This window comes from Nonomuraea jabiensis (assembly GCF_014204795.1).
GTDB classification, from domain to species: Bacteria; Actinomycetota; Actinomycetes; order Streptosporangiales; family Streptosporangiaceae; genus Nonomuraea; species Nonomuraea jabiensis.
Genome location: NZ_JACHMB010000001.1, coordinates 10497435 through 10522425 on the forward strand (window position 1 = coordinate 10497435; position 24991 = coordinate 10522425).

Sequence of the window (24991 nt, forward strand, 5' to 3'; positions counted from 1 at the left end):
CCGGAGCCGCGCCCTGAGCCGGTCCCCCGTGTGGAGGCCGTGCCGTCTGTGGAGCCGGGGGCGCGGCGGGGGCCGGTGCCGCGGGACGGCCGTTCGTAGCGGGTGGCGGGCCAGTGGGCGGGACGCGTGAGCGTGGCCGGGAGGCGGGTGGCGGCGTCGCCGCCGGCGGAGTTGAGCTGGGGCTGGGTGAGGAAGATCGCGCCCGCCAGGTCCGCGCCCGCCAGGTCGGCCCCCCGCAGGTCGGCCCCGATCAGGTCGGCCTCCCGAAGGTCGGCGCCCCGCAGGTCGGCGCCGATCAGGTACGCCCCGCGAAGGTTGGCACCCCGCAGGTCGGCGCCCGCCAGCTTGGCCCCGATCAGATCCGCTCCCCTGCGCTCCTTGCCCTTGCGCCCGGCCCGGGCCAGCTCGCTCGTCCGCAGCAGCAGCACGTTGACCTCGGCCCGGTGCGCCGGCACGTCCAGCTTCCGCAGCTCGTCCACGCTCTCCAGGGTGAGCCGCTCCGTCGCCTCGAACGCCTCCCGCAGCTCGGCGTGGACGGGCCGGGCGGCCTCCAGCGTCAGCGCCTCCGCCAGATACCACAGCAGCTCGTGCAGCTGCCGGACGACCGGGAAGATCGCGTACATCTGGCCGGCCGTGCCCGGCTCCTGCCGCCAGCTCGTGCCCTGGAAGGTGACCTGCGAGACCTTCTGGCCCGCGCCGAAGCAGTCGTACACGGTGCAGCCGGGAAAGCCGCGCTCCCTGAGCCCGGCGTGGATGGAGCAGCGGAAGTCGTCACGCAGGTTGCGGCAGGGCTCCCCGGCCTCCTTGTCGATCGCGAAGTCGGCCGACGCCGAGAACGGCAGCGCGACGCAGCACAGCCCGAAGCAGCTGTCGCAGTCGGCCAGCAGGCCGAGCTCGCGCGGGTTCGTGCCAGGCAACGTGCGGGCCTCCTCCAGCGGATACGGTCAGGTCAAGGGTACTCACTCGTGGACGTACGGCGTCGTCGTGGTGATCGCCTCGAACCCCAGCCGCAGCAGGATCGGGCGGCTCTGGCTGGAGGCGTCCACCTGCAGATGGTCGTAGCCGCGGGCGACCGCCTCGCGGGCCCGGTAGGCGACCAGCGCCCGGTAGATGCCGCGCCCGCGCCATTCCGGCACGGTGCCGCCGCCCCACAGGCTCGCGAACCGGGTGCCCGGGTGCAGGTCCATGCGGGCCGCGCTCACCGGCACGTCACCGGCCATCGCGACGAGGGCGACGACCTCGCCCTCGGCGAGCTGGTCGAGCAGCCGTTCGCGGAAGTGCGTGCCGGGGGTGCCGAAGGCGCTCTCGTGGACGTCGGCCATCAGCTCCACGCCGTCGGGGCCGGTCACGGGGACCAGCCGCACTCCCTCGGGCGGCTCGCCTTCGAGGGGCAGGCGCCCGATCTCGGCGATCATCAGCGTCTCGGCGGGCTCCGGGGTGAACCCGGCGGCCAGCAGGCGCCGGTCGAGGTCGCCTGGCCGGTCGTAGCCGTACAGCTTCCACTCGAAGGGCTGGCCCAGCTCGCCGAAGTAGCGCACCTGCTCGGCGATCTCCGCGTCCGCGTTCCGCTCGTCGAGGCCGGACCAGAGCACGCCGTTCCAGCCGTGCCCGGGAGCGACCTGCCGCACCACGTTCCCGGCCCGCTCCACCCTGGCATCCGGGCCTTCGGGGCGGGCCTGCCGGCGCAGCTGCCGGTCGAAGAGCTCCAGCATCTCAGCCACCGAACCGCCGCTGCCGGGCCGCGAAGCTGCGCAGCGCCCGCAGGAAGTCGATCTCGCGGAAGGCCGGCCAGTACGCCTCGCAGAAGTACAGCTCGGAGTAGGCGGACTGCCAGAGCAGGAAGTTCGACAGGCGCTGCTCGCCGCTGGTGCGGATCACCAGGTCGGGGTCGGGCTGGCCGGCCGTGTAGAGGTGGGGCGCGATGTCGTCCACGCTCAGCGTCGAGGCCAGCTCCACCATGGACTGCCCGGCCTCGGCCCGCTCGTACAGCAGCTCGCGCAGGGCGTCGATCACCTCCTGGCGGCCGCCGTACCCGATGGCCAGCGTGAGGTGGAAGCCGGTGGCACACGTACGGGTGGCCTCGACGGCGCTCTTGAGCGCGCGGGCCGTGGTGTCGGGCAACATGTCGAGCAGGCCCGCCACGTGGACGCGCCAGCGGGCGTCCGGCCGGTCCAGCCGTTCGGCGACCATCTGCTCGATCACCCGCAACAGGTAGGCGACCTCCTCGTCACCACGGCGCTGGAGGTTCTCCGTCGAGCACAGGAACACCGTCACGTGCTCGATGCCCAGCCCCTCACACCACGACAGCACGTGCTCGATGTGCTCGGCGCCGTACTTGTGGCCGATGCTCGGACTGGCCAGACCCTGCTGCCTGGCCCAGCGCCGGTTGCCGTCCATGATCAAGCCGACGTGGCGGGGCAGCGGGCCCGCCGTGACCTGGCGGCGCAGCCGCCGGGCATAGAGGGAGTGAAGAAGATCAGTCGTCCACATCCTCCAAGGATGACCCACCCGCCGAACCGGAACCGCCCCCTTCCCCATTTCCGTGATCGAGCCGCAAGCCGTCATCGCCCCAGCCGTCGCCCCAGTCGGCGTCCCTGGCGGCGCGGTAGAGGTCGCCCTGCCGCTTGGACACGATCACGTCGCGGATCCCCTCCTGCCCGGCGCACAGCCGCAGGGACACCACGCCCTTGCGTTTGACCGGGTGGCGCAGGATCCGGGCGCCGGCCCGCTCCCCCGGGACCGCCGTGGCGGCCACGTAGGAGAACTTCTCGTCCTCGAAGCTGAGCGTGCCCGCCTTGATCCGGCGGTGCAGGGACGTCCTGGGGAGCCTGACGGAGAAGTGGCACCAGTCGCGTCCCTGCTCGATCGGGCAGCGGCCGTCGTGGGGGCAGGGGGCGGCGACGCTCAGCCCCTGGGCGACCAGGACCTCTCTGGCCTCGGCGACGGTGGCGTAGCCCGCCGGGGTGCCGGGCTCGATGACGATCACCATGGCCGCGTCCGCGGCCAGCCATCGGACGATCTCCCGGCGCTTGTCCTGGGGGAGCTCGCCCAGCGCGTACGACATGGTCACCAGGTCGGCCGCGGGCCGGTCGAGGCCGGGACGGACCGACGCCTGCCGCCAGGTGGCCGCGCGCAGGGCTTCGGACGTACGGGCGAGGCGTTTGCCCAGGTCGATGATCTGCGGGTCGTGCTCGATGACCGTGACCCGCTCGATGGACGGCCAGGTCTCGCCCGCCGCCCAGATCGCCGCCCCCGTGCCGCCGCCGACGTCGAGGTGGCTCCCGGGCCGGAAGCCCGGGGTCATGGCGGCCGCCTGGCGCATGGCCGTGGCCGCGGCGGCGTAGGTGGCGGGCATCCGGTACGCGGCGTAGGCCGCCACGTCGGCCCGGGACCTGATGTGGGTGCCTCCGCCGGTGGCGGCGTTCGTACGGTAGCGCTCAGTGAGCCGCGCCACGGAGTCGGACAGCTCCTGCGGCGAGTAGCCGGACAGGGTCTTGTCCAGGGCGGTTCTGAGCTCTTCTGGAAGCATGGATGGGGTCACCTGTGGTCCGTACGTGGCTTGCCTGCGTCCATGATGCTCGCGATTCGCCGGTGCTCGGAACTGGTTGCCGCCGAACATCAGGGTGTTCTCGGCGGCGACCAGCGCGTCCAGGGCGGCGACCTGGTGTGCGCCCCGCTAAGGCCAGCAGTGAGGCGACGGTGATGATCGTGCCCTCGCCGGCCGGGAGCACGTCGGCCGTGACTAGAGTCACACGGCGACTGTAGGACAAGCGCCTGTAACCCATCAACCGCTTGATACCCCTGAGAGGGTTGTAAGGTTGCGGCATGACGCGGGACGATGACGAGCCGGTCGGCGCCGATGCGACGGGCCGGTTGCTCTGGGCTCTGCGCCGAGCCGAGCTGGCGGTGCGGGCCCTGAAGGAGCAGCGGCTGCGGCCACTGGGCATGGCGCCCGCGCACTATTCCCTGCTGATGCTGGTTCACACCGAACCCGGCCTCACCGGTGCCGAGCTGGCCCGCCGGCTCGATGTCACGCCCCAGGCCGTGGCGTCGCTGGTCACGAGGCTGGTCGACAAGGGGCAGCTGGAGCGACGGTCGCATCCGCGCCACCGGCACGTCCAGGAGCTGCACCTCACAGACGCCGGCCGCCAGGCGCTGAAGTCCGCGGACGCCATGATCGTCTCGATCGAGCACCAGATCATCGAACGGATCGGGCCCGACAGCGCCGCACAGTTCACCGCAATGCTCGGCGAGGTGATCGACGCGGCCCGCGACACGAAGTCGTAGCCTGTCACGTCACCTGTGCCGTCAAGCGATGCATAGCTATCAAGCGTTTGATATCGCACAGACGCTTGAGTACTGTGCACTGGTAGCAGGCACGACTCGGGAGGCACCTGTGACCGGCAACAACCCAGCGATGACGCGTGACGGAGCCCTCGGCGCCGACGGCACCGAGGTGATCACCATCGATCAAGCCACTGGGGCCGAACTCGCCCGGTACCCCGTCGCGAGCACCGAGGAGGCGGCCGCGGCCGTGGCCGCCGCCCGCTCGGTCGCCGGGGCCTGGTGGAACCTGGGATTCGACGGACGCGCGGCGCGGCTGCGTGCGTGGCAGCGGGAGATCTCCCGGGGCGGCGAGGAGGGGGCCGCGCTCATCCACGCGGAGAACGGCAAGCCCGTCGACGACGCCCGCAGCGAGGTCCTCGCGACTCTGGCGCACCTGCAGTTCGCCATCGCCAACGCCGAGCGCGTGCTGGGACGCCGGGACGTCCCGGCCGCCCCCGTCGCGCCCAACCAGCGGGCGTGGATCGAGCACCACCCCTACGGCGTGGTCGGCGTCATCGGTCCGTGGAACTTCCCCCTGATGACCCCGGGGGCGATCGTCATCAACGCTCTCGCGGCCGGCAACGCCGTCATCCTCAAGCCCAGCCACATCACGCCCGGCGTCGGGGAGTGGCTCGTCCGCGCCTGGCAGCGCGCCGTTCCCGACTTCCCGACCGTACTGCAGCACCTCATCGGATACGGGGCCACCGGTCAGGCGCTCATCGCCGCCGGACCGGACAAGGTGGCGTTCACCGGCAGCGTCGCCACGGGGAAGACCGTGGCCGCCCAGTGCGCGGCGACCGTGACCCCCATGCTGCTGGAGCTCGGAGGCAACGACGGCGTCATCGTCGCCGAGGACGCCGACCTGGACGAGGCCACCACCCACATCGTCTGGGGCGCGCTGCAGAACACCGGGCACGGCTGCGTCAGCCTCGAAGTGGCCTATGTCGTCGCATCCGTGTACGACGCCTTCGTCGAGAAGGTCAGCGACCTCGCCCGGCAGGTGCGCGTCGGCAGCGACCACGACGCGCAGATCGGGCCGGTGCCGCTGACCAGCCAGATCCCCGTCATCCGGCAGCACATCACCGACGCCCTCGCACGCGGCGCCACCGCCACCGTCGGCGGCCCCGAGACAGCGGCCGGCGACCGTTATGTCGCTCCCACCATCCTCGTCGACGTGCCGGCCGACGCCCTGGCGGCGACGGAGGAGACCTTCGGGCCGACGCTGGCCGTCGTCAAGGTCGCCGACACCGAAGAGGCCATCGCGCGGATCAATGCCGGCCCGTACGGGCTGGGCAGCGCCGTGTTCAGCCGCGACCGCGGCGAAGCCGTCGCCCGCCGCCTCCGCGTCGGGATGACCAGCATCAACGACGCCCTCGTGTTCTCCATGAACCCCGCGCTGCCCTTCGGCGGCCGGGGCGACAGCGGGTACGGGCGCAAGCACGGCGAGGAAGGTCTGCGGGAGTTCGCCTACCCGCACTCGTTCTCCGCCAAGACCGGCCCGGCCCAGCTGCCGGCCTCGACCTTCGACAGGCCGGCCGGCGCGATGGCGGCGGCCCTCGCCGCCGTCCGCGACCGGATCCTCTCCCAGGACGACCCCACGACCACCTGACCCGCGCGGCCAACGCGGCCGCGGCGAGCGCCGCCGAACTCGCCGAACTCGCCGCCGACGGCAAGCTGGAGGTCCCCATCGCCAGGGTCTACCGCCTCGACGAGGTGCGCGCGGCGTTCGAGGGGCTGGAACGCCGGCGCACCAGGGGAAAGATCGTGCTCAAGCCCGGCACGCTCCAGGCCGGCCCCACGGCCAGGCCGCGTCCGTGATCGACAAGCGGACCGAGGGCCGACCGGTCTTGGGGTATGGCGCGGGTTGCGCCCGGACGAAGGGCGGGCGCCCGGCTCGGGTGGCTGCGCCCCTGGCGAACGGGCCGGTCCTCCGGCTCCGCGCGGCGGTAGCGTGCCCAGCATGCTGATCATCGGCGACATCAAGATCGCATACGAGGAGGCCGGCCCCGCGACCCCCCTGGGCACCGTCGTGCTCGTGCACGGCGGGACGACCGACATGCGCCTCTGGGAGCACCAGTTCCATGCCCTCTCGGAGCGCTACCGCGTGATCCGCTACGACTGGCGCGGCCACGGCCGGTCCGGCGACGCCGCGGGCGAGGTGTGCCACCACGAGGACCTGCTCGCCGTCATGGACGCGCTGGGGGTCGAACGGGCGGCGCTGGTCGGCAACTCGATGGGCGGCGCGTACGCGACCGAAGTCGCCCTGGCCGCCCCCTCCCGGGTGGCCGCGCTCGCCCTGATCAGCTCGGGCCTGGCCGGCCACCAATGGCCGCAGGAGATGCTGGACCAGGCGCGCGAGCGCGTCCACGGCTCGGTGCCCGCCGACCGCCTGGCCCGCTACCGCGCCGGCACCGCCGACCATGTGGATCCCGCCGACGTACGCGCGATGGCGCAGGCCCACACGCTCTGGCAGACCGCCGGGCCCGACCGTGGCCGCGACGCGCTCTCCGACGAGGTGTGGGAGTCGGCGGTGGAGATGTGCGGCCTGGTGTTCGAGCGGTCCTGGAGCGGCCCCCGATCCACGGAACGCCATCTGACCCCGCCCGCCGTGACGCGCCTGCCCGAGATCACCGCCCCCACCCTGGTGATCAACGGCCTGTCGGACGTGCCCGGCATCCAGCAGATGTCCGACCTGCTGTCGGCCGGCATCCCGGCCGCCCGCCGCATCGACCTCCCGGAGACGGGCCACCTGCCACCGCTCGAACGCCCCACGGAGGTAACCGAGGCCCTGACGGCGTTCCTCGCGACCGTCTTCACCCCCTGACCCACCTCCCGGCCAGCCGCACCCTGCGGGAGCGACACCGGCCCACTCCAACGCGCCCCTCTCGACCACCGCGGCAGGGCGAGCGCGGGCGCCTCTGGGCCGACGACAGCGGGCGCATCAGGGCCGGTGAGAGGGGGCGGGCGTCACTGGGCCGGCGACCGGCGGGCGCGTCACGGCCGGTGATGACGGGGGCGGGCGTCGCTGGGCCGGCGACCCGGGGCGCGTCAGGCGGGCGAAGCCGGGGGCGCCAGGGCCGGTGATGGCGAGGGCCGGGGTCAGGCCGGTGTGGCCGAGGTGCGGGCCGGCTGAGGGCGGGTCGGTTGGGGGCGCGGGCGGCCGGTCGTGGAGGCGTACTCGGCGAGGATCCCGTCGATGGCGGACGCCAGCAGCTCCCTGTGCTCCACCGGCAACTCCCCCGCCAACGCCTCCAGCCGAGCCTCCACCCCGTCGTGCGCCAGCGCCCCGACGCGCTCCCCTTCGGGGGTCAGCTCGACGAGCCAGACCCGCCGATCCCGGGAATCGCGCGTGCGGGCCACCAGCCCCCGCTTCTCCGCCCGGTCGACGAGCCCCGTCAGGCTCGACTTCTCCAGGTGCAGCGTGCGCGTCAGCTCCGTCATCCCCACCGGCCCGCCGACGAGCAGGCACAGCAGCTGCGCCTGCTGCGGCGTAAGGTCCTGCTCCCTGCCGACGTCCCCGAACACCTGCTGCACCAGGTGCCCAAGACGTACGAGGGCGGTAGTGAACGTCGCGACCACGGCACCGAGTCTAGTTGACAATGGTTCACGATACGAACTAATTTAGTTCTCATTACCAACCGTTCGTACAACCAACCAAAGTCCGGCGGCGAACGGCAGAGCCAAGGAGCCCCCATGCCCGACTACGGCCACGAGCTGCTCTTCAGCGTCAGCTTCGTGCCCTCCGCCCACCAGGCCGACACCGTCGTCGCCCTCACGCAGCTCGCCGAGCGCGCCGGACTCGACCTCGTGACCTTCTCGGACCACCCGTACCAGCCCACCTTCCTCGACACCTGGACCCTGCTCGGCTACGTCGCCGCCGCCACCGAGAGCATCCGGCTGGCCGGCAACGTGCATCCGCTGCCGCTCCGGCCGCCCGCCATGCTCGCGCAGGCCGCCGCCAGCCTCGACATCCTCAGCCGCGGCCGCTTCGAGCTCGCCCTGGGCACCGGCGGATACTGGGACGCCATCGCCTCCATGGGCGCCCCGCGCCTGACCCCCGGCCAGGCCGTGGACGCGCTCGAGGAGGCCATCCCGATCATCCGCGCCGCCTGGGACACCGACGCCCCGGGCGCCATCGCCCACCACGGCGAGCACTACCAGGTCACCGCCCCGCGAGGCCCGCGCCCGGCCCACGACATCGGCATCTGGCTCGGCGCGTACAAGCCGCGCATGCTCCGCGTGACCGGCCGCCTCGCGGACGGCTGGCTCCCCTCCCTCCCCCGCCTCCAGAGCATCGGCGAGCTCGGCGAGGGCAACACCCTCATCGACGAGGCCGCCGCCGAGGCGGGCCGCTCGCCCCGCGACATCCGCCGCCTGCTCAACCTCGGCGAGGAGCTGCCCGCCGCCCAACTCGCCGAGATCGCCCTCACGTACGGCGTCAGCGCCTTCATCCTCGCGGTCAACGACCCCGACCGGCTGCAGCGCTTCGCCCAGGAGACCGCCCCGGCCGTACGCGAACTCGTCGCCGCGGAACGCACCCGGACCACCCCGCCGCAACTCCCCTCCACCGCAACGGCCAGGAACGCCTCCGACCTGGCCGCCACCCCGACCCCCGACGACGGTGTACGGCTCACCGACGTACGCGTCTGGGACGAGACCACCCGCCCCACCGGCCCCGCCCCCGACCCCACCAGGCGCTACACCCCCGCCGAACAGGCCAACGGCCGCCACCTCATCGACGTGCACGACCACCTGCGCGGCGAACTCGCCCAGCTCCGCGACCTCATCGACCAGGTGGCCTCCGGAGCGATCGACGCCGGCACCGCCCGCTCCCACATCAACACCATGACCATGCGCCAGAACAACTGGACCCTCGGCGCCTACTGCGAGTCCTACTGCCGCCTCGTCACCATGCACCACACCGCCGAGGACGCCATGGTCTTCCCGCACCTCCGCCGGTCGGAGCCCGCCCTGGCGCCCGTGCTCGACCGCCTCCAGGAAGAGCACCACGCCATCCACAAGATCATCGAACGCGTCGACCGCGCCCTCGTCTCGTTCGTCGGCGACCCGGACGGCCTCGGCCATCTGCGCGAGACCGTGGACCTGCTGACCGACAGCCTGCTGTCCCACCTGTCGTACGAGGAGCGCGAACTCGTCGAACCCCTGGCCAGGCACGGCCTCTAGACCCGGCGGGCCGGGAACGCGCGGCGGCGCGCCGCGACCACGACCGCCAGGGCCACCGCCACCAGCGGCAACGAGGTCCACGGCAGCGCACCCGCCCCGGCGCCCTCCAGCACCAGCCCGCCGGCCAGCGACCCCGCCGCGATCCCCGCGTTGTACACGGTCGTCTGCATGGACGTGGCCGCGTCCGCGTTCCCCGCCCCGGAGGCGTCCACCAACGCCGACTGCAGCAACGTCGGCACGCCGCCGAAGGCCGCCCCCCACAGCGCGACCGCGCCCAGCGGCGCCCAGCCCGGCCCTCCCAAAACGGCCAGCACCGCCATGGCCCCCGCCACCACGGCCAGCACCACCACGAGCGCCACCCGCGGGAACCGGTCGATCACCACCCCGGTCACCCAGATCCCCGCCACCGTCCCGACCCCGAACACGAGCAGCACGACACTCGTCCGCCCCAACCCGGCGAAGGCCACGAACGGCGCCAGGTACGTATACATCGCCTGGTGCCCGACCAGCACCAGCACCGTCACCCCCAGGATCGTCCGGACGCCGGGCAGCACCGCCACCCGCCGCAACGGGACCCGCACCGCGGCCGCCTCGCCGGGAAAGTCCGGCACCTTACACAGCACCCACCCCACCAGCGCGACGGCCACGACCGCCAGCCCCAGGAAAGCCGTCCGCCACCCGAACGCCGAGGCCAGCGCCGCCCCCGCAGGGATTCCCGCGCACAGCGCCACCGTGATCCCCGCCGAGACGATCGCGATGGCCCGCCCCCGCCGCTCGACCGGCACCATCCGCGCCGCGTACCCGACCAGCATCGCCCACAGGATCCCGCCCATGACACCCGCCAGCACCCGCGCCCCGAAGGTCACCGCATAGGACGACGAGAGCGCGGTCACCGTGTTGAACAGCGCGAACCCCGCCAGCGTCCCCACCAGTACGGGCCGCCGCGGCAGGCCGCGCAGCAACGCCGTCAGCGGGATCGCCGACAGCGTCGAGGCCACCGCGTACGCCGTCACCAGGAACCCGGCCCGCCCCTCCGGCACCCCCAGCGCCAGGCCGAGCTGCGGCAGCAGCCCCGCCGGAAGCAGCTCCGTCATCACCGCCGTGAACGCCGCCGAGAACAGCGCCAGCAGCCCCGACCAGGGCATTCTCCCGACGCGTACGGCGCCGGCGATCGTCGCACCAGACATGCCGAATATGCTGAAACGTTCACATCAATGTGAAGGCAAGCCGGGAGGCCCCGCAGTGAGAATCGGTGAGCTGTCGCGACTGACGGGGGTGCCGACCCGCATGCTCCGCTACTACGAGGAGCAGGACCTCCTCCACCCCGAGCGCGCCGACAACGGCTACCGCCATTATCCCGAGTCGGCCGTCTACCGGGTGCAGCAGATCCGCGGCCTGCTCGACTCCGGCCTCACCACGGAGATCATCCGCCGCATCCTCCCGTTCCTGACCAAGCCCGACGAGATCCACCTGCATCCGCAGTGCCTCACCCCGGAGCTGGCCGACCTCCTGGAGGCCGAGGCCGACCGCATCCAGCAGCGCATCGAGTGCCTGGCCCGCAACCGTGACGCGATCCACGCGTATCTGGCGGCCGTGCGATCTTCCTGAGCCCGGCGCCTTTACAAAGTAGATCACGTACATTTCGAGTTACTGATCAACGGCGACGCCTTGATCGAAAACGGGGTGTGGCGCTACTCCCGCCTCCAAGATCGCTACGTATAGTGATCTCCGATGTCACTTCGTGATTACAGGGGGAGATCATGAGGAACAGCCTCATCGCCGTCGGTGGTGCGCTGCTCGCCGCGACCGCACTGTACGGCAGCGTGACGCCCGCCACCGCCGACACGGACCTGAAGCGCCACCACTCGAAGCACTGCGGCCTCGGGGTGGACGACGACATTACCTATCACCACGTCACCGACCACGGCGTGTTCGCCGGTACCCGCGAGATCAAGGCCTGCAAGGACGGCGGCGGCGCCGGCTGGGACTGGTCGTGGGACCACCACTGGAAGCACCGCAACTGGCCCACCAGCGGCAACGGCAACTGGGTCGGCTCCTGGCCCGACCACGGCTTCCACCACGACGACTGATCAAGCCCCGCATCACGCGCTCGTCCCGGTGCCCACCGCGCAGGCACCGGGACGAACGCGTTCAGGCCCCCGGCCACCGTTCATGCGTCACCACCGGGACAGGCCGTTACGGCCCCACCACCAGGACAGGCCGTTACGGGCCCACCCCTGAGACGGGCACGTCCGGGTGCCCGCCACCGTGCCTCCCCCCGGCCGGTTCGGCGTTCCGGGGGCGTCGCCGACATGCTGGGACGATGGATGATCCACTGAGCTGGCTGGCCCAGGACGCCGGATCGGGACCTCTCCCCGTCCGCGAGGGGCAGTTCCACCGGGTCGTGATGGGCTCGGACCGGGTCGTGTGCCTGCCCCGCACCGAGGCGGCGGCCGCCCGGCTGCCCCAGCGGGCGGCCATGCTGCGCGTGCTCGCCGGGCTCGACCTCGGCTTTCGCATCCCCCGGCCGCTGTCCGAAGGCGCGGGCGCGGCGCCGTACCTGGTGCTCAGCCGCGTCCCCGGCGCGCCGCTGGAGAAAGGCGCGCTCGACGACCCGGCGGTGGCCGGGGCGGCGGCGGAGCAGTACGCCGAACTGCTGGGCGCGCTGGCCCGGGCGGGAGCCGACGAGCGGGCGCGGGCGGCGCTGCCCTGGACGCCGGCGGACCGGTGGCGGCGGTTCGAGGGGGAGGTCCGCGCCGAGTTGTTCGAGCTCATGTCGGGCGCCGGACGCCGGCGGGCCGAGCGGGAGCTCGCCGCGGCCGCGGGTCTCCCCCACGTCGCCACGGCGGTGGCCCACGGCGACCTCGGCGCGGAGAACGTGCTGTGGGAGATCGACGGCGGGCGGCCCCGGCTCAGCGGCGTGATCGACTGGGACGAGGCCACGATCGGCGACCCCGCCGAGGACCTCGCGGCCATCGGGGCCGGCCACGGCGACGCGTTCCTGGACCGGGTGCTCGCGCTGGCCGGCTGGACCGACGACGGGACGGCGGCCCGCATCGCCGCCATCCGCGGCACGTTCGCCCTCCAACAGGCGCTCGCCGCCCACCGGGACGGCGACGCGGAACAACTGACGGACGGCCTGACCGCCTACCGCTGACCGAATACCGCTGAGCAGCCGGGCCTGGCCGCCGGCGTTGCGCACCGCAGGCGGATCATCCGCCTTCGCGACCTGCCCACCACGATCCCCGCCGGGAGCACACTGCCCACGGCCCGGCAACGGGAGGTGCCGGGCCGGCCATGGCGGTCAGCCGGGCGAGGGTCCCGGCGTCGTAGCCGCCGCTACGGCGCGAGTTCGGCAGCCAGGCGGCGGAGGTGGTCAGCGAGGCCGGCGGCGTCCTCGCATCGCGCGGCGGGCATCCTGTCCGGAGCTCAGCGTCCCGGTGATGCCGGGCGGCGAAGGTGGCGTCGGCGATGGCCCTCCGAGCGGGCACGCGAGGGCAGCAGCACGACGACGAGTACGGCGCCGAACGCCACGCAGAGCGCGCCCGCCGTGAGCCCGCCCGAGTAGCCCATGACGGCCAGCGCGGCCACCCCGACGGCGCCGCCGATCTGCTGGACGGAGGTGAACAGGGCCGAGCCGAGACCGGCGTCCTCCTCGGTGGTGCCGTCGACCGCGGCCACCGCCATGGCGGGTAGGCTCAGCCCGTTGCCCACACTCAGGATGAGCATGCCGGGCAGGACGTGGGCGGCGTAGGAGTCGCCCGCCGCCAGGCCCGACAGCAGCAGCAAGCCGGCGATGTTGACCAGGAACGCCAGCAGGAGCGCCCAGCGCATCCCGATCCTGAGCGAGATACGGGAGGACAACCACATGCCCGCCAGGATGCCGGCGCCGTAGGGCAGGTAGGCCACGCCGGCCAGGAGCGGGCTGTATCCCAGAGCGGTCTGCACCTGGATCATCAGCAGGAACGACATCGCATACATCGCCATCGAGAACAGCAGGGTCGCGCCGTTGGCGACCGTCCGCGTCCGCGAGGCCAGGAACGATCCGGGCACCAGCGGCGCCGCCGCCCGCGACTCGGCCACCAGGAACGCCACCGCCAAGACAGCGGAGAGCACGACGGCTCCGATGACGAGCGGGTCGCTCCACCCGGTCTCGCCGGAGCGCAGCAGCCCGTACACCAACGACACCGCGGCGCCGGTGACCAGGACTGCGCCGGGAACGTCGAGACGGCGCCGGCCGGGCGCGCGGGACTCGGGGACCAGGCGGGGCACCGACGCCAGGGCCACGGCGACGACGGGCAGGTTGATCAGGAAGATCCAGCGCCAGGACACCAGGTCGGTCAGCGCTCCGGACAGCACCAGGCCCGAGGTCCCGCCCAGGGCCGCGATGCCGCCCCAGATCGCCAGCGCCCTGGCCCGCTCCTCCGGCCCCGGATACAGCAACGTGATCATCGACATCGCCGCAGGCCCGGCCATCGCGGAACCCGCGCCCTGCACGAACCGCCCGACCACGAGCTGCCACGGCTCCTGCGCCAGCCCGCAGGCCAGGCTGGCCACCCCGAACAGCGCCACCCCGATGAGGAAGACGCGGCGACGGCCCAGCAGATCCGCCATCCGGCCGCACAGCAGCAGCAGACCGCCGAAGGCCAGGAAGTAGGCGTTGACGACCCAGGGCAGCCCGGACGCGCTGAAGCCCAGCTCATCGCGGATGCTGGGCAGGGCCACGTTCACGACGGTGTCATCGAGCACCAGCATGAACTGGACGAGACACAACACAATCATCGGCACCCGATGACGCTATGATCCGCCGCATTTGGCCACAATTCGTGACGGGGCCAGACTATGTCGCATGGAGGACATGGGCGCGATCATCGTCGGCCACTTCCCGCTGACCTCCGGGGAGTGGATCCCCCCGCACAGCCACACCCACCACCAGCTCGCCTGGACCCGGCGCGGCGTCCTGAGCGTCGAAGTGGGCGAGGTGTACTGGGTCCTGCCGCCCACCCGGGCACTGTGGCTGCCCGCCGGTGTGACCCACGCGACCGGCGCGACCCGCGACGCCGTACTGTGCAGCCTGTACCTGGCGCCGGAGCGCTGCCCGCTGGACTGGCCCGAGCCCACCGCGGTCGGCGTCGACGGCCTGCTCGCCGAGCTGATCGGCTACCTGGCCCGCCCCGGCCTCACCGACGACGCGCGGCTGCGCGCCGAGGCCGTGCTGCCCGACCTGCTGCGCCCGCTGCCCGCCCGGCCCATCGACGTGCCGCAGCCCACCGACGAGCGGGTCCAGGTGGTGGCGGCCGCCCTGCTGGCCGACCCCGCCGACCCGCGCAGCCTGGAGGCTCACGCGCGCGCGGCGGGCGTGAGCAGGCGGACGTTGACCCGGCTGTTCGTACGTGACACGGGCATGAGCTTCGACCACTGGCGCACCCAGGTACGGCTACGCGCCGCCCTGCCGCTGCTGGCCGAGGGCCAGCCGGTGTCGCGGGTGGCACACAGCGTGGGGTACGCGACGGCCAGCGCGTTCCTGGCGGCCTTCCGCCGCACGGTCGGCACCACACCCCGGCGCTACCTGCTCAGCCGCGGATCATGGGATTGACGCGGGCGGCCTGCCCGGCTGGATGCTCGGCCAGGAGCGTCTGCCGCAGCGTCGCGACGACGCTCGTGGTTATACACCTGGCCGAGGACCGGAACTGGCCACGCTCGCCGAACCAGCTCGATGCCGGCGGCGTTGGCCGCGCGATCCGCACCGTGCAGCTGCTGCGCTACCTCTCCGACGCCCCACGGCTGCGCCGGGTGACTGCGGCGACGAACAAGCTGGGCGAGCAAGGTGAAGGCGTTCAGCTGCTCGGGGACGGGACGCGCGTCACTGAGCCTGCGCCTAGGAGACGCGTTCGGCGTTGGAGATGTAGCCGCCTCCGCCCGGGTAGACCCAGGCGCCGTTGAGGGTGGTGTCATCGGCGCTGAAGGTGCCCTGGTAGTAGGCGGGTGAGCCGCGCTCGCCGGCCCAGATGGTGAGGGTGTCGCCGAGGATCTCGTAGGTGTAGTCCAGGGTGCTGCCGTCGTCGCCGTAGTAGCGGGAGGTGATGTCGGCGCCGGGTTCGGCCATCAGCTTGCGCTCTCGGCCGATGATCTCGATGCCGAAGGTGTCACCGAGCCGGACGTCCTGCTGGAGGAAGTGGTCGTTCATCCAGCGGTAGGTGACGGTTCCCTCATGGCCTCCGGTGATCTTCCACGTGCCGACGAGCCGGGCCAGGGCCTGCAGTGCGGGGTCGTTGCTCATCGCGGTCTCCCTCGGAGTGGACGAATGTCGCCCATTCTGACCACCCGCGGCACCGAAACTCATCGGTCCCACAGCGGAGAGTTCCGAGCGGCAGATGCCGGGCGCGATGGCCGCGATGGAGCCCGACGACGGCGAGCAGACGGCCTTGCGGGCAGGCGACGTGGTCATCCAGAACGGCACCCGGCACGCCGGCACAACCACGGCACCGAGTCCTGCACGATCGTCGGCGTCGCCATCGGCGGGGACCGCACCCGGCTCACGTAGTCAAGATGGTCAATGGCGGGCCGGCACCGCAAGCTCCCCATTGAAGCCCACCACCAGCTGCCCACTCGGCGTCAGCGTCATCGAACAGGGCATCGACGGGAACCTCAGTGGAGGACTGACCTGCTCACCGGTGGTCAGGTCCCACAACCGCGGTGGGGCCTCCGCTCGCCGGGTGGCCCTGGTGCATTGCCGCGCCGAGACTCCCTCAGAGCCCGTGCCACTGTCAGGATCGGAGGCGGGAGGAGGGGGTGGCGGGGGAGGCCGGGCGGCCGACCCGGGCCACGTGGAGGAGGGTCCGGGGGTCCGCGACGCCCAGCCGGTCCGCGAGGGTCCGCCTGGTCGGCTCGCAGTCGATGATCTGGCTCAGCGGATGCGTGGCGTAGCCGTGCGCGGACAGCGTGAGCCAGTGCCGCATCAGCACGCGCCCCATCTCCAGCTCGTCCTCGACCGCCCCCACCAGCACCAGGACGTCCCCGTCGTAGTCCAGCAGGTCCCGCGACGCCCCGGCCAGCACCCTCGGCAGGCCCAGGGGGCGCAGGGCCGGGTAGAGGGCGAGCGAGGCGCGCAGGCCGATGGCCTCCGCCCTGGTGAGGGACAGGGCCCGGTCGGTGAGGCCGTCGAGCAGGTAGCGGCGGTGGCGGCGGGTGAGCCGCAGCCAGGCGCGCAGCTCCCGCGTCACCTCCCGGTCGCCGAACTGGTGCAGGTCGGCCGCGTGCAGCAGGTCCGCGAGGTCGCGGCAGGCCAGCCGCCGCATCCCGGTGAGCTCGGCGACCAGCGGGTCCGGCAGGCGTCCCGGGTGGTACTCGCCGCGGTTGGCCCCGCGCGCCCGGACGTCCGCCGTCGTGAAGGGCGTCCGGTACGGCTGCGCCGCGGCGTGCAGGACGCCCACCCGATGCGGCCCCGGATCGGGACGGAAGCCGACCGACAGGCCGGCGTCGGCGCAGACGATCAGGCAGCACTCCACGAACGCGCCCAGGCTCAGGCGCAGGTCGCGCCCCGTGGGGTCGCTGATGGGCAGGGCGCGTGACGGGTCCCAGCCGACCTCGGCCCCCTCGGCCGTGTAGGTGAGGGTCCAGGGCTGGGTGTTGTGGGCGCTGGGGGCGCGCCAGAAGTCCGGCTCCAGCGGCCGCAGCCGGTCTTTCACGCCGTCAGGCCCTTTTCGTAGAAGGTGTAGCCGTGCAGGGGGCGGCCGCCCATCGCGGTGTACTGGGCGGCGGAGCCGGGGTTCGTGCGCTCGACGTACGTGCTGCGCAGCGCCCGGTAGCCGCCCCGGCGCAGCCCCTCGTGCAGCTCCCGCGACAGCAGCCGCATGTAGCCGTGGCCCTGCTCCCCGGGGACGGTGCCCTTGATGATGAGCACGGCCTCGCTGCGGTAGCGGGATCGGGTGGCCAGCAGGCGGAGCTGGTGCAGGAGGTGAAGATTGCCACGAATTTTCGCGATAAATCGCGAAATGTCGGGCAAGCACAGCACGAACGCGACCGGCCGCTCCCCCTTCGTCAGGTACAGCAGCAACGACTCGTCCAGCAGGTACGCCAGCCCGTCCGTCTGCGCCGCGAGCTGCTCCGCCGAGATCTCCGTGTAGTAGCCGAGCTGCGCGAAGCTGGCGTTCAGCATCTCGCGCAGGATCGGCAGCTGCTCCGCCACGCGCCGCCGGTCGCCCCGGTGCACGCGCAGCCCCTCGGCCGCGATCCGCCCGTCGTCGAACGCGAACACCGGCTCGTCCGGCACCGGGCAGATCCACGTGTCGGACTCGAAGCGCCGCACGAAACCGTGCGCCTCGTACGCGACCGGATAGTACGGATGGTTCCAGGCGCTGTCGATGAAGCCGCGCTCCTCGAAACCGGAGGTGATGACCCCGCCCGACTGGTTGGGCAGCAGCGACACCGGCCCGAACACCGCCTCCTTCCCGGCGGCGCGCCCGGCCGCGAGGATGCCGTCGAACAGCTCCTCCGCCGCCTCCTCCACGAACTCGGTCAGCCCGAACAGCTGCGTGGCCCGGCCCAGCTTGGCCTCCAGCGCGGCGTCGGCGTGCAGGGTGGTCCGCGCGACCACCTGGCCGCCCCGCCTGAGCAGGAACAGCCGTACCCCTTGCCGGTGCCACGCGCGTACCTGCGCGTGCAGCGGCGGGATGAAGCGCGGCTCGCCCGCGTAGACGCGGTCGGTCAGAGACAGGAAGTCGCGCAGGTCGCGGCGGCTCTCGACGGGATGCAGCCTCACCCGCGCCTCACCCGGGGACCCTCGCCGTCCTCCACCGACAGCGGGGTGAACGTCTCGATGTGCGCCATCGGCCCGCCCTCCGCGCGCCAGACCCCGTTGCTGTAGCCCTCGGGCTCGGCGTTGTAGAGCCGGATGTAGCCGCCGGTGGCGTTCCTGGTGCCGTCCGTCACCCACTGCATGAGCTTGCGGTGGTGGCGGCTGCGGGCGAAGCGCAGCAGCGCGTCGCGGTCCTCGAAGAACGCGAGCGTCCCCAGCGTGAACGGGAACTCCCAGTAGACCTTGTGCCAGCAGTAGCCGCGCATCCGCTTCATGTCCCGCACCATGCGGAACCAGGTCAGGGTGAGCGTGATGATCGACAGCGGCCCCCGGTAGCGGGTCGCGCCGACGAACATCGCCGTCGCCCGCCCCTGCCGCGGGGCCTTGCTGAAGTCCGTGGTCCTCATGCGTCCTTCACCAGGTAGACGTTCTTCATCTTCGTGAGGCCGGCGAACGGCCCCTCGCCCGGGTCGAAGACCTTGACGCGCAGGTCGGCGGCCGTCGGGTCCTCCTTGAGCGACTCGGCGAAGTCGCGCGAGACGGCGCTCAGGTGGGCGACCACGCCCTTGCGGCAGATCTCGGCGAGTTCGTCGCGGTCGGCGGCGTCAGGGCCGCGCAGCTCGATGTTGATCACCGGGCGGTACTCCAGGCCCGGCAGCTCCTCCAGCGACAGGCAGAACCGGTTGATCGCGGCCGCGTACGGATTGCCCTGGTAGAGGCCGTACTCGACGTCCTGCGGATACAGGTTGGCCCCCATGTAGGAGATCGTCGAGTCCTTGCGGCCGAACAGGAACAGCAGCGGCAGGTTCAGCCGCTCGTCGGTCCACGCGCGCTCGTACGCGTCGGCGCCGAGCGCCCGCCTGACGTCGGCGAGGGTGTGCAGCCTGGCCTCGTCGCCGACGTTGTAGCGGAGCTTGGGCTGCAGGCAGCTCTTGGTGTTGATGGTGCACAGCAGCTCGCCCTCGCCGTTGACCTCCAGGAACGTCTCCAGCGGGTTGTAGTGGAAGATCATCGGCAGCCGCTGCTCCCCCGGGCCGAGTAACAGCTCGCGCAGCCGCTGGTCGGTGGCCAGGCGCTTGCGCAGCCAGACGCTGAACCCGCTCTCGGCGCCCATCCCGATCGTCAGGTCGCTGGCGCCGTACCCGGAGCGGACCTCCTCGAAGCGCTCCTCCAGGTAGTCGCGCAGCGCCTCGGTCATGCCCTCGCCGCCGACCATGCCGCGGATGCGGTAGTCCCGCCACGGGAAGCCGCTCTCGTCCAGGCGGTCGCGCAGGTGCTTGAGGAACGGCGGGTACGCGGCCACCACGTAGTCGTAGCCGGGCCCGAAGTGCTCCAGCGTGTCGGCGATCTTCTCCAGGTCGGGGCCGGTGTTCTTGACCATCGCCACGCGCGCCATGGCGGTGCCCGTGGTGGTGCCGGTGGCCCAGGCGCCCATCGAGTACGCGTTGATCACGAACAGCCGCTTGCCGGGGAAGACCAGCTCGATGTAGCCGGCCGCGTTGCGGTAGATGCCCTTGAGCTCGCGCGGCCCGCGTACCCAGTTGTACGGCTTGCCGCTGGACCCCGACGACTCGTCCACGATCACGCCGGGCCGGTGCAGCCTGCCCTCCTGGCAGCGGCTCTCCTCGTCGTACACGGCGGCGTAGTTCTGCTTGCTGGTCTCGGGGAAGTCCGCCAGCCGCCTGGCGTGCCCGGCGCCGTTCGCCCGCAGGAAGTGCCGGTAGGCGGGCACGTCCACGGCGGCGAACTGGCAGGCCAGCCTGGCGTGCCGGGCCGCCAGCCAGTCGAGGGCCGGGTGGTAGCTCCGGGCGACGAGCCGCCAGATGGCGGGGTGCATCGCGCCCAGCCGGTACGCGCCGGTCAGCGACCAGGAGTAGGCCTGGAGGCGGGCCCTGCGCCAGCGCTGGCGGACGGTGAGCGGCCCGAGAGCCGGGCTGAGGCGGGTCATGAACGGTGAGACTAGTGGGCCGGATAGAAGATCACTTTACAGGCGCTTTCATCAGGTTTGCGCCTTCCCCATCCTTCCCTATCGTGTGCCATCATAGGGAGCGATATGGAGCATTACACCGTCGAACAGGTGGCGTCACTGCTGGGGCTGCACGTCAAGACCGTCCGCAATTACGTACGCGACGGGCGGCTGCCGGCCGTGCGCATCGGCAAGCAGTACCGGATCGCCAAGGAGGACCTGGCGGCCTTCACCGGCACGCCGCTCGGCGCGACCCGCCGCGCGGAGGCGTCGAGCATCGTGCAGATCGACGGCATCGCCAGGGGCGACATGGACCGGGTCAGCACGATGGTCCTGGGGTCGCTGGCCGGCCGGCCCCATGGCCTGCACGTGGAGTTCGTCTACGACGAGGAGCGCGAGCACCTGAAGGTCATCGTGCTGGGCGGGCTGGAGGACAGCGCCCAGGTCCTGAGGATCGTCGACGCGCTGGTGCGGGAGTGAGGCGCCCGCGATCGGGATGCTCCCCGCCCACATTCAAGAGATCATGAACTTCCTGGAGACCGCACATGCTTGACGACCGCGTATACGTCTGCGAGCCGCACGGCGAGCCGCTGCGCGAGACCCGCGACGCGCTCGACCTCCTCGGCGAGGCCTTCGGCAGGGGCGCCACCTGGGTGGCCGTCCCCGCCGAGCGGCTGCACGACGACTTCTTCGCGCTGCGCACGGGCGTGGCGGGCGAGATCGCGCAGAAGTTCGTCAACTACCGCGTCGGCCTGGCCGTCGTCGGGGACATCTCCCGCTTCACCGCCGCCAGCTCGGCGCTGCGCGACTGGGTGTTCGAGTCGAACCGGGGCGGGCACCTCTGGTTCGTCGGCGACCTGGAGGAGCTGGCGGCCCGGCTGCCGGCCCGCGAGGATCCCGCGGGCCGGTCCTGAGGCGCCTCAGCCGCGGCGGGCGGCCACGGCGGCGAGCATCTCCCAGGCCGCCTCGGGGTGCCGCGTCTCGTCCGGGTCGGTGTGGAACGGGTCGAGGACGACCGTCTCCGCGCCGAGCCCCCGCAGCTCCTCCAGGTCGGCCATGACCTGCTCGATCGTGCCCTCGCCGGCGCGCCGCTCCGCCGGCGGCGCGTCGGTGATCCGCAGCAGAATCCTGGGCGCCAGGGCGGGCACCGGCCGGCCCTCCTCGGCGGCGATCTCCTTCAGGCGCGACCAGTGCTCGCGCAGCCAGGGCAGGGTGTTCCGCAGCGGGTGCCATCCCTCGCCGTAGCGCACCGCCCTGCGCAGCCCCGCCTCGCTGCCGCCGCCGACCCAGATCGGCACGCCGCCCGAGCGGTAGTCGCCCTCGTCGGCCCAGGCCGCGCGGATGGCGGCGAGGTACTCGTCGGTCACCTTGCCGCGCCGCTCGTACGCCGCCCCGAGCGCCTCGAACTCCTGCCGCGCCCACCCGATCCCCACGCCCAGCACCAGCCGCCCGCCGCTGAGGTCGTTGAGGTTGGCCGCCATGCGGGCGACGAGCAGCGGGTGGCGGTAGGGCACGATGAGCACCGTGGTGCCGATCCCGATCCGGGTGGTAGCGCCGGCGAGCCAGGCCAGCGTCGTGAACGGTTCGTAGAACGGCGCGGGATACTGCTTGGCGACGTCGGGGGTGATCGCCACATGGTCGGAGACCATGAGCAGGTCGTATCCGAGCCCCTCGACCGTCTGCGCCCAGCTGCGCAGCACGTCGGGGTTGGTGCCGGGGCCGAAATTGGGGACGTTCACACCTATGCGCACCGGGTCAGGCTATCCCAGCGATCACCGCGTCAGCCGCAGGCGGCTCGAACGTCGGCCACGAGGCCCGCCGCGGCGTCGATCGTACGGGCGATCTCCTGCGGGGTGCGCCCCACCTCCGCCAGCAGCGCCTGGGCCCGCTCGCCGAAGCCGGGCGGGGCGGACGGGAGCCGGGCCGCCGAGGCGACCATGCCCTTCTCGTTGATCAGCCAGGCGCCGTCGGCGGCGTGCAGGGCGTGGCAGGCGACGCCGACGGCGCGGAACAGCGCGCCGGCCGCGTACACCGGGTCCCGGCCCTTGGCGCCGTAGCCGCCGATCATCAGGGCGAAGTCGGCCTGCCCCAGCGCCCCGATCAGGGCCTGGCGCAGCGCGGGCGGGTACGCGGCGGCGATGTCCCGCCGCAGGGCGGTGAGCTCGCCGGTGGGGTCGGCGAGGACCTGGCACAGGGCGACCTCGCCGGCGTAGGCGTGGGAGTAGAAGCCGAGGGGATGGCCGTTCTGGAAGCCGACCTCGTAGCGGCCCTGGCGGCAGTCGTCCCAGACGCGGTGGACGCGGTCGAGGTCGCGGTAGATCCAGTCGACCCGCAGGCCGTCCACGGTGAGCCAGCCGCCGCCGTCCACCCACGGCCCCCAGCCGCCCGGCTCGGTCACCTCGGCCGGCTCGCCCGTCACCTCCCGCGCCAGGGCGCGCAGGCCGGCCACGTCGAGCGGGCCCCGGTAGTAGAGGCCGAGGTCGATGTCGGAGTCCGGGCGGTGCGTGCCGCGCGCCCGGCTCCCGCCCAGGACGACGGCCACCACCCCGGGCACCTCGACCAGTCGGGCGGCTATGGCGTGAATGTCCGGCTCCTGCACGGGTCGATCTTAGAACGCCCCGGGGCGCTCCCGGGCGAGGTACCGCGAGTGAGGAGTGGGCAGGGAAGGGGTCGTGAGAGTCGTCGCGTTGTCGGACACGCACGCGCCCAGGCGCTGGCGTTCCTGCCCGCCCCGCGTCGCCGAGCACCTGCGCGGCGCGGACGTCATCCTGCACGCGGGCGACGTCTGCGTGGCCTCCGTGCTGGACGAACTGGCCGCCTACGCCCCGGTTCACGTGGTGAAGGGCAACAACGACGGCCCGGACGTGGTGGCGCCGGAGACGCTGGAGCTGACCCTGGACGGGCTGCGGATCGGCATGATCCACGACAGCGGCCCGGCCAAGGGGCGCCTGGACCGCCTGCGGCGCCGCTTCCCTCAGGCGGACCTGGTCGTCTTCGGCCACTCGCACATCCCGCTGGACGAGTCGGGCGGCGGCCTGCGCATCTTCAACCCCGGCTCCCCCACCGACCGCCGCCGCCAGCCGCACGGCACGCTGGGCCTGCTCACCATCCACAACGGCGTCCTGACCGGCGCCGAGATCGTGCCCGTCACCTGACGACGTCGTCGCGGCCCGCTCCGGGAAGCCGGATCAGTCCGGCCGTACGACCGGCGGTGTAGTGCGGGGGGCGGCGGCGCGCGGGACCGTACGTCCGGCGGCGTACCGGAGGCGGAGACGGCGGGCGGATTCTGTCACCGCCGCTTGCGAGGATCCTCGGGACTTAAGGGCCGCGGTAAGTCGACGGGAACGAAGCCGTAAGCGCCCTCCAGCACAGTGATCCCAGATCACAGGAGAGAAGGGCCGAGAGATGAGCCAGCCGTACACCATCCAGGACGAGATCGCGCTCCCCGGGTTCGCCGGGACCGTGCACCTGCCGGGCGAGGCCGGTTACGACGAGCTGCGCCGCTCGCTCAACCCGCGCGTGGACGCCCGCCCGGCCCTGGTGGCCGAGGCGTACGGCGTGGCGGACCTGCGCGGCGCGCTGCTGGCGGCGCGGCAGCACGGGGTGCCGTTCGCGGTGCAGGCGACCGGGCACGGCACCCACGAGGCGTGCGACGGCGGCGTCCTGGTCAGGACCTCCCCCATGGCCTCGGTCCTGGTGGACCCGGACCGGCGGATCGCCCGGGTGGGGCCGGGGGCGCTCTGGGGCGAGGTGGTCGCGGCCGCCGCGCCGTTCGGGCTGGCGCCGCTGTCGGGGTCGTCGCCGTCGGTCGGCGTCACCGGCTACACGCTCGGCGGCGGGCTCGGGTGGCTGGCGCGCAAGCACGGGTTCGCGGCCGACAGCGTGGTGCGCGCCGAGGTGCTGCTGGCCGACGGCCGGCACGTCGTGGCGAGCGCGGACAGCCACCCCGAGCTGTTCTGGGCGCTGCGCGGCGGCGGTGGCGGGTTCGGCGTCGTCACCTCGCTGGAGTTCCGCCTCCACCCGGTCGAGCGGGTGTTCTCGGGGTTCGCGTACTTCCCGATCGAGGCGGCGGCCGAGACGCTGGCCGCGTACCGGAGCTGGATCGAGGACGCCCCCGACGAGATCAGCACGGCGGTGGTGCTCAGGCGGATGCCCGAGGACGCGCCGGAGGCGGTGCGCGGCAGGCACGTCGTCATGGTGAAGGTGGTGCACGCCGGCGAGGCCGAGGAGGCCAGGCGGCTGCTCGCGCCGCTGTGGCGGGCGGCCGGTCCGGCGCTGCTGGACGAGACGCGCCCCAGCACGTACGCGGCCACCTCCATGGGCGGCACGCCCAACCGGCACATGGACATGTTCGAGACGGTGCCCGACGAGGTGATCGGCACGCTGGTGCGGGCCGCGCGGCACGCGCAGACCGTGGAGATCCGCCACTGGGGCGGCGCCATGGCCCGCCCGGGGCAGGACGCCGGCCCGGTCAGCCACCGCGGCACGAAGCTGTCGGTCATCGTGGACACCGTCGTGCCGGGGCTGGCGGAGGAGCTGCGCCCCTACGCCAGTGGCGGGACGTTCCTCAACTTCCTGGCCGACCCCGCCAGGACGGCGGCGGCGTTCACGCGCGGCGACTTCCGGCGGCTGCGCGAGGTCAAGCGGGCCTACGACCCGGACGGCTTCTTCCGCGTCGGCCACGTCACCCGTTGAGCATGAGCCAGAACCGCCCCCTG

26 protein-coding genes and 1 pseudogene are annotated in these 24991 nt (G+C 72.7%); 13 read left to right on the forward strand and 14 right to left on the reverse strand.

The features are described 5' to 3' along the window. Positions 1 to 110: 110 nt before the first annotated feature. The 4 genes and pseudogenes from HD596_RS48015 to HD596_RS48030 form a co-directional block, all read right to left on the reverse strand. A pseudogene (locus HD596_RS48015) lies at positions 111 to 887 on the reverse strand (pentapeptide repeat-containing protein); the annotation flags it as partial. Between the two features lie 72 nt (positions 888 to 959). Beyond that, entirely contained in the window at positions 960 to 1712 is a 753-nt protein-coding gene (locus HD596_RS48020; protein ID WP_185079156.1) for a GNAT family N-acetyltransferase, read from the reverse strand. A gap of 1 nt (position 1713) precedes the next feature. Next, positions 1714 to 2490, reverse strand: coding sequence for a polyprenyl diphosphate synthase (uppS, locus tag HD596_RS48025; RefSeq protein WP_185076008.1), 777 nt, complete (start codon positions 2488 to 2490; stop codon positions 1714 to 1716). Next, positions 2477 to 3529: a small ribosomal subunit Rsm22 family protein gene (locus HD596_RS48030; RefSeq protein ID WP_185076009.1), complete on the reverse strand. Its 1053-nt coding sequence runs from the start codon at positions 3527 to 3529 to the stop codon at positions 2477 to 2479. The genes uppS and HD596_RS48030 overlap by 14 nt, the downstream gene beginning before the upstream one ends. Positions 3530 to 3825: 296 nt before the next feature. Between HD596_RS48030 and HD596_RS48035 the strand changes: the two genes are divergently transcribed. The 4 genes from HD596_RS48035 to HD596_RS48050 all read left to right on the forward strand — a co-directional run bounded on the left by HD596_RS48035 (position 3826) and on the right by HD596_RS48050 (position 7150). Beyond that, positions 3826 to 4287: a MarR family winged helix-turn-helix transcriptional regulator gene (locus tag HD596_RS48035; RefSeq protein ID WP_185076010.1), complete on the forward strand. Its 462-nt coding sequence runs from the start codon at positions 3826 to 3828 to the stop codon at positions 4285 to 4287. A gap of 130 nt (positions 4288 to 4417) precedes the next feature. After that, on the forward strand, positions 4418 to 5935 hold the full coding sequence (locus tag HD596_RS48040) for an aldehyde dehydrogenase family protein (RefSeq protein WP_185076011.1): 1518 nt from the start codon (positions 4418 to 4420) through the stop codon (positions 5933 to 5935). Continuing rightward, positions 5932 to 6144, forward strand: coding sequence for a zinc-binding dehydrogenase (locus tag HD596_RS64340; protein ID WP_185079157.1), 213 nt, complete (start codon positions 5932 to 5934; stop codon positions 6142 to 6144). Before HD596_RS48040 ends, HD596_RS64340 begins: the two co-directional genes overlap by 4 nt. Positions 6145 to 6286: 142 nt before the next feature. Further along, positions 6287 to 7150 (forward strand): alpha/beta fold hydrolase, encoded by an 864-nt coding sequence (locus HD596_RS48050; protein WP_185076012.1) that lies wholly within the window; start codon positions 6287 to 6289, stop codon positions 7148 to 7150. Positions 7151 to 7425: 275 nt separating this feature from the next. On the opposite strand, the gene HD596_RS48055 is transcribed toward HD596_RS48050, so the two are convergent. Continuing rightward, positions 7426 to 7905, reverse strand: coding sequence for a MarR family winged helix-turn-helix transcriptional regulator (locus tag HD596_RS48055; RefSeq protein ID WP_185076013.1), 480 nt, complete (start codon positions 7903 to 7905; stop codon positions 7426 to 7428). 114 nt (positions 7906 to 8019) lie between these two features. Between HD596_RS48055 and HD596_RS48060 the strand changes: the two genes are divergently transcribed. After that, entirely contained in the window at positions 8020 to 9510 is a 1491-nt protein-coding gene (locus HD596_RS48060) for an LLM class flavin-dependent oxidoreductase (protein ID WP_185076014.1), read from the forward strand. Here HD596_RS48060 and HD596_RS48065 read toward each other — a convergent pair. Next, a complete protein-coding gene (locus HD596_RS48065) occupies positions 9507 to 10697 on the reverse strand; it encodes an MFS transporter (protein ID WP_185076015.1) in 1191 nt (396 codons plus the stop codon). The two genes, HD596_RS48060 and HD596_RS48065, sit on opposite strands and share 4 nt — an antisense overlap. A 55-nt stretch (positions 10698 to 10752) precedes the next feature. On the opposite strand from HD596_RS48065, the gene HD596_RS48070 reads away from it, so the two are divergent. The 3 genes from HD596_RS48070 (at position 10753) to HD596_RS48080 (ending at position 12667) form a co-directional block, all read left to right on the forward strand. Beyond that, positions 10753 to 11118, forward strand: coding sequence for a MerR family transcriptional regulator (locus HD596_RS48070; protein WP_185076016.1), 366 nt, complete (start codon positions 10753 to 10755; stop codon positions 11116 to 11118). A gap of 152 nt (positions 11119 to 11270) precedes the next feature. Then, the gene (locus HD596_RS48075) at positions 11271 to 11600 is read left to right on the forward strand and encodes a hypothetical protein (protein WP_185076017.1); all 330 of its coding nucleotides are present in this window, start codon (positions 11271 to 11273) and stop codon (positions 11598 to 11600) included. 233 nt (positions 11601 to 11833) lie between these two features. After that, positions 11834 to 12667 carry a phosphotransferase family protein gene (locus HD596_RS48080; RefSeq protein ID WP_185076018.1) on the forward strand — a complete coding sequence of 278 codons (834 nt, stop codon included), beginning with the start codon at positions 11834 to 11836 and terminating at the stop codon, positions 12665 to 12667. A 272-nt stretch (positions 12668 to 12939) separates the two neighbouring features. Here HD596_RS48080 and HD596_RS48085 read toward each other — a convergent pair whose 3' ends face one another. Then, positions 12940 to 14292, reverse strand: coding sequence for a DHA2 family efflux MFS transporter permease subunit (locus HD596_RS48085; protein WP_185079158.1), 1353 nt, complete (start codon positions 14290 to 14292; stop codon positions 12940 to 12942). Between the two features lie 67 nt (positions 14293 to 14359). Between HD596_RS48085 and HD596_RS48090 the strand changes: the two genes are divergently transcribed. Next, entirely contained in the window at positions 14360 to 15106 is a 747-nt protein-coding gene (locus HD596_RS48090) for an AraC family transcriptional regulator (RefSeq protein WP_185076019.1), read from the forward strand. A gap of 282 nt (positions 15107 to 15388) precedes the next feature. Here HD596_RS48090 and HD596_RS48095 read toward each other — a convergent pair whose 3' ends face one another. From HD596_RS48095 to HD596_RS48115, 5 genes are all read right to left on the reverse strand, one after another. Continuing rightward, positions 15389 to 15790, reverse strand: a complete 402-nt coding sequence (locus tag HD596_RS48095; protein ID WP_185076020.1) for a hypothetical protein — start codon at positions 15788 to 15790, stop codon at positions 15389 to 15391. A 487-nt stretch (positions 15791 to 16277) separates the two neighbouring features. Beyond that, positions 16278 to 17198 (reverse strand): nitroreductase, encoded by a 921-nt coding sequence (locus HD596_RS48100; protein WP_185076021.1) that lies wholly within the window; start codon positions 17196 to 17198, stop codon positions 16278 to 16280. Continuing rightward, entirely contained in the window at positions 17195 to 18271 is a 1077-nt protein-coding gene (locus HD596_RS48105) for a hypothetical protein (RefSeq protein WP_185076022.1), read from the reverse strand. Before HD596_RS48105 ends, HD596_RS48100 begins: the two co-directional genes overlap by 4 nt. Beyond that, on the reverse strand, positions 18268 to 18714 hold the full coding sequence (locus tag HD596_RS48110) for a DUF4188 domain-containing protein (protein ID WP_185076023.1): 447 nt from the start codon (positions 18712 to 18714) through the stop codon (positions 18268 to 18270). Before HD596_RS48110 ends, HD596_RS48105 begins: the two co-directional genes overlap by 4 nt. Continuing rightward, entirely contained in the window at positions 18711 to 20255 is a 1545-nt protein-coding gene (locus HD596_RS48115) for a phenylacetate--CoA ligase family protein (protein ID WP_185076024.1), read from the reverse strand. Before HD596_RS48115 ends, HD596_RS48110 begins: the two co-directional genes overlap by 4 nt. Before the next feature lie 105 nt (positions 20256 to 20360). Between HD596_RS48115 and HD596_RS48120 the strand changes: the two genes are divergently transcribed. Both HD596_RS48120 and HD596_RS48125 read left to right on the forward strand, forming a co-directional pair. After that, positions 20361 to 20753: a helix-turn-helix domain-containing protein gene (locus HD596_RS48120; protein WP_185076025.1), complete on the forward strand. Its 393-nt coding sequence runs from the start codon at positions 20361 to 20363 to the stop codon at positions 20751 to 20753. Positions 20754 to 20818: 65 nt separating this feature from the next. Further along, a complete protein-coding gene (locus HD596_RS48125) occupies positions 20819 to 21187 on the forward strand; it encodes a DUF4180 domain-containing protein (protein WP_185076026.1) in 369 nt (122 codons plus the stop codon). 6 nt (positions 21188 to 21193) lie between these two features. On the opposite strand, the gene HD596_RS48130 is transcribed toward HD596_RS48125, so the two are convergent. Together HD596_RS48130 and HD596_RS48135 are read right to left on the reverse strand one after the other, a co-directional pair. Continuing rightward, positions 21194 to 22024, reverse strand: a complete 831-nt coding sequence (locus tag HD596_RS48130; RefSeq protein ID WP_185076027.1) for an LLM class flavin-dependent oxidoreductase — start codon at positions 22022 to 22024, stop codon at positions 21194 to 21196. Positions 22025 to 22053: 29 nt separating this feature from the next. Then, positions 22054 to 22872 (reverse strand): nucleotidyltransferase domain-containing protein, encoded by an 819-nt coding sequence (locus HD596_RS48135; RefSeq protein ID WP_313046397.1) that lies wholly within the window; start codon positions 22870 to 22872, stop codon positions 22054 to 22056. A gap of 73 nt (positions 22873 to 22945) precedes the next feature. Here HD596_RS48135 and HD596_RS48140 point away from each other — a divergent pair, with 73 nt between their 5' ends. Both HD596_RS48140 and HD596_RS48145 read left to right on the forward strand, forming a co-directional pair. Continuing rightward, positions 22946 to 23428, forward strand: coding sequence for a metallophosphoesterase family protein (locus HD596_RS48140; RefSeq protein ID WP_185076028.1), 483 nt, complete (start codon positions 22946 to 22948; stop codon positions 23426 to 23428). Positions 23429 to 23678: 250 nt separating this feature from the next. Next, positions 23679 to 24968 carry an FAD-binding oxidoreductase gene (locus HD596_RS48145; protein ID WP_185076029.1) on the forward strand — a complete coding sequence of 430 codons (1290 nt, stop codon included), beginning with the start codon at positions 23679 to 23681 and terminating at the stop codon, positions 24966 to 24968. Positions 24969 to 24991: the final 23 nt, after the last annotated feature.

Bases quoted from the DNA above. Each gene is read 5' to 3' on its own strand.
- HD596_RS48020 (WP_185079156.1), bottom strand. From the start codon at position 1,712: ATGCTGGAGCTCTTCGACCGGCAGCTGCGCCGGCAGGCCCGCCCCGAA.
- uppS (WP_185076008.1), bottom strand. From the start codon at position 2,490: ATGTGGACGACTGATCTTCTTCACTCCCTCTATGCCCGGCGGCTGCGC.
- HD596_RS48030 (WP_185076009.1), bottom strand. From the start codon at position 3,529: ATGCTTCCAGAAGAGCTCAGAACCGCCCTGGACAAGACCCTGTCCGGC.
- HD596_RS48035 (WP_185076010.1), top strand. From the start codon at position 3,826: ATGACGCGGGACGATGACGAGCCGGTCGGCGCCGATGCGACGGGCCGG.
- HD596_RS48040 (WP_185076011.1), top strand. From the start codon at position 4,418: ATGACGCGTGACGGAGCCCTCGGCGCCGACGGCACCGAGGTGATCACC.
- HD596_RS48050 (WP_185076012.1), top strand. From the start codon at position 6,287: ATGCTGATCATCGGCGACATCAAGATCGCATACGAGGAGGCCGGCCCC.
- HD596_RS48060 (WP_185076014.1), top strand. From the start codon at position 8,020: ATGCCCGACTACGGCCACGAGCTGCTCTTCAGCGTCAGCTTCGTGCCC.
- HD596_RS48065 (WP_185076015.1), bottom strand. From the start codon at position 10,697: ATGTCTGGTGCGACGATCGCCGGCGCCGTACGCGTCGGGAGAATGCCC.
- HD596_RS48075 (WP_185076017.1), top strand. From the start codon at position 11,271: ATGAGGAACAGCCTCATCGCCGTCGGTGGTGCGCTGCTCGCCGCGACC.
- HD596_RS48080 (WP_185076018.1), top strand. From the start codon at position 11,834: ATGGATGATCCACTGAGCTGGCTGGCCCAGGACGCCGGATCGGGACCT.
- HD596_RS48085 (WP_185079158.1), bottom strand. From the start codon at position 14,292: ATGATTGTGTTGTGTCTCGTCCAGTTCATGCTGGTGCTCGATGACACC.
- HD596_RS48090 (WP_185076019.1), top strand. From the start codon at position 14,360: ATGGAGGACATGGGCGCGATCATCGTCGGCCACTTCCCGCTGACCTCC.
- HD596_RS48095 (WP_185076020.1), bottom strand. From the start codon at position 15,790: ATGAGCAACGACCCCGCACTGCAGGCCCTGGCCCGGCTCGTCGGCACG.
- HD596_RS48110 (WP_185076023.1), bottom strand. From the start codon at position 18,714: ATGAGGACCACGGACTTCAGCAAGGCCCCGCGGCAGGGGCGGGCGACG.
- HD596_RS48115 (WP_185076024.1), bottom strand. From the start codon at position 20,255: ATGACCCGCCTCAGCCCGGCTCTCGGGCCGCTCACCGTCCGCCAGCGC.
- HD596_RS48120 (WP_185076025.1), top strand. From the start codon at position 20,361: ATGGAGCATTACACCGTCGAACAGGTGGCGTCACTGCTGGGGCTGCAC.
- HD596_RS48125 (WP_185076026.1), top strand. From the start codon at position 20,819: ATGCTTGACGACCGCGTATACGTCTGCGAGCCGCACGGCGAGCCGCTG.
- HD596_RS48145 (WP_185076029.1), top strand. From the start codon at position 23,679: ATGAGCCAGCCGTACACCATCCAGGACGAGATCGCGCTCCCCGGGTTC.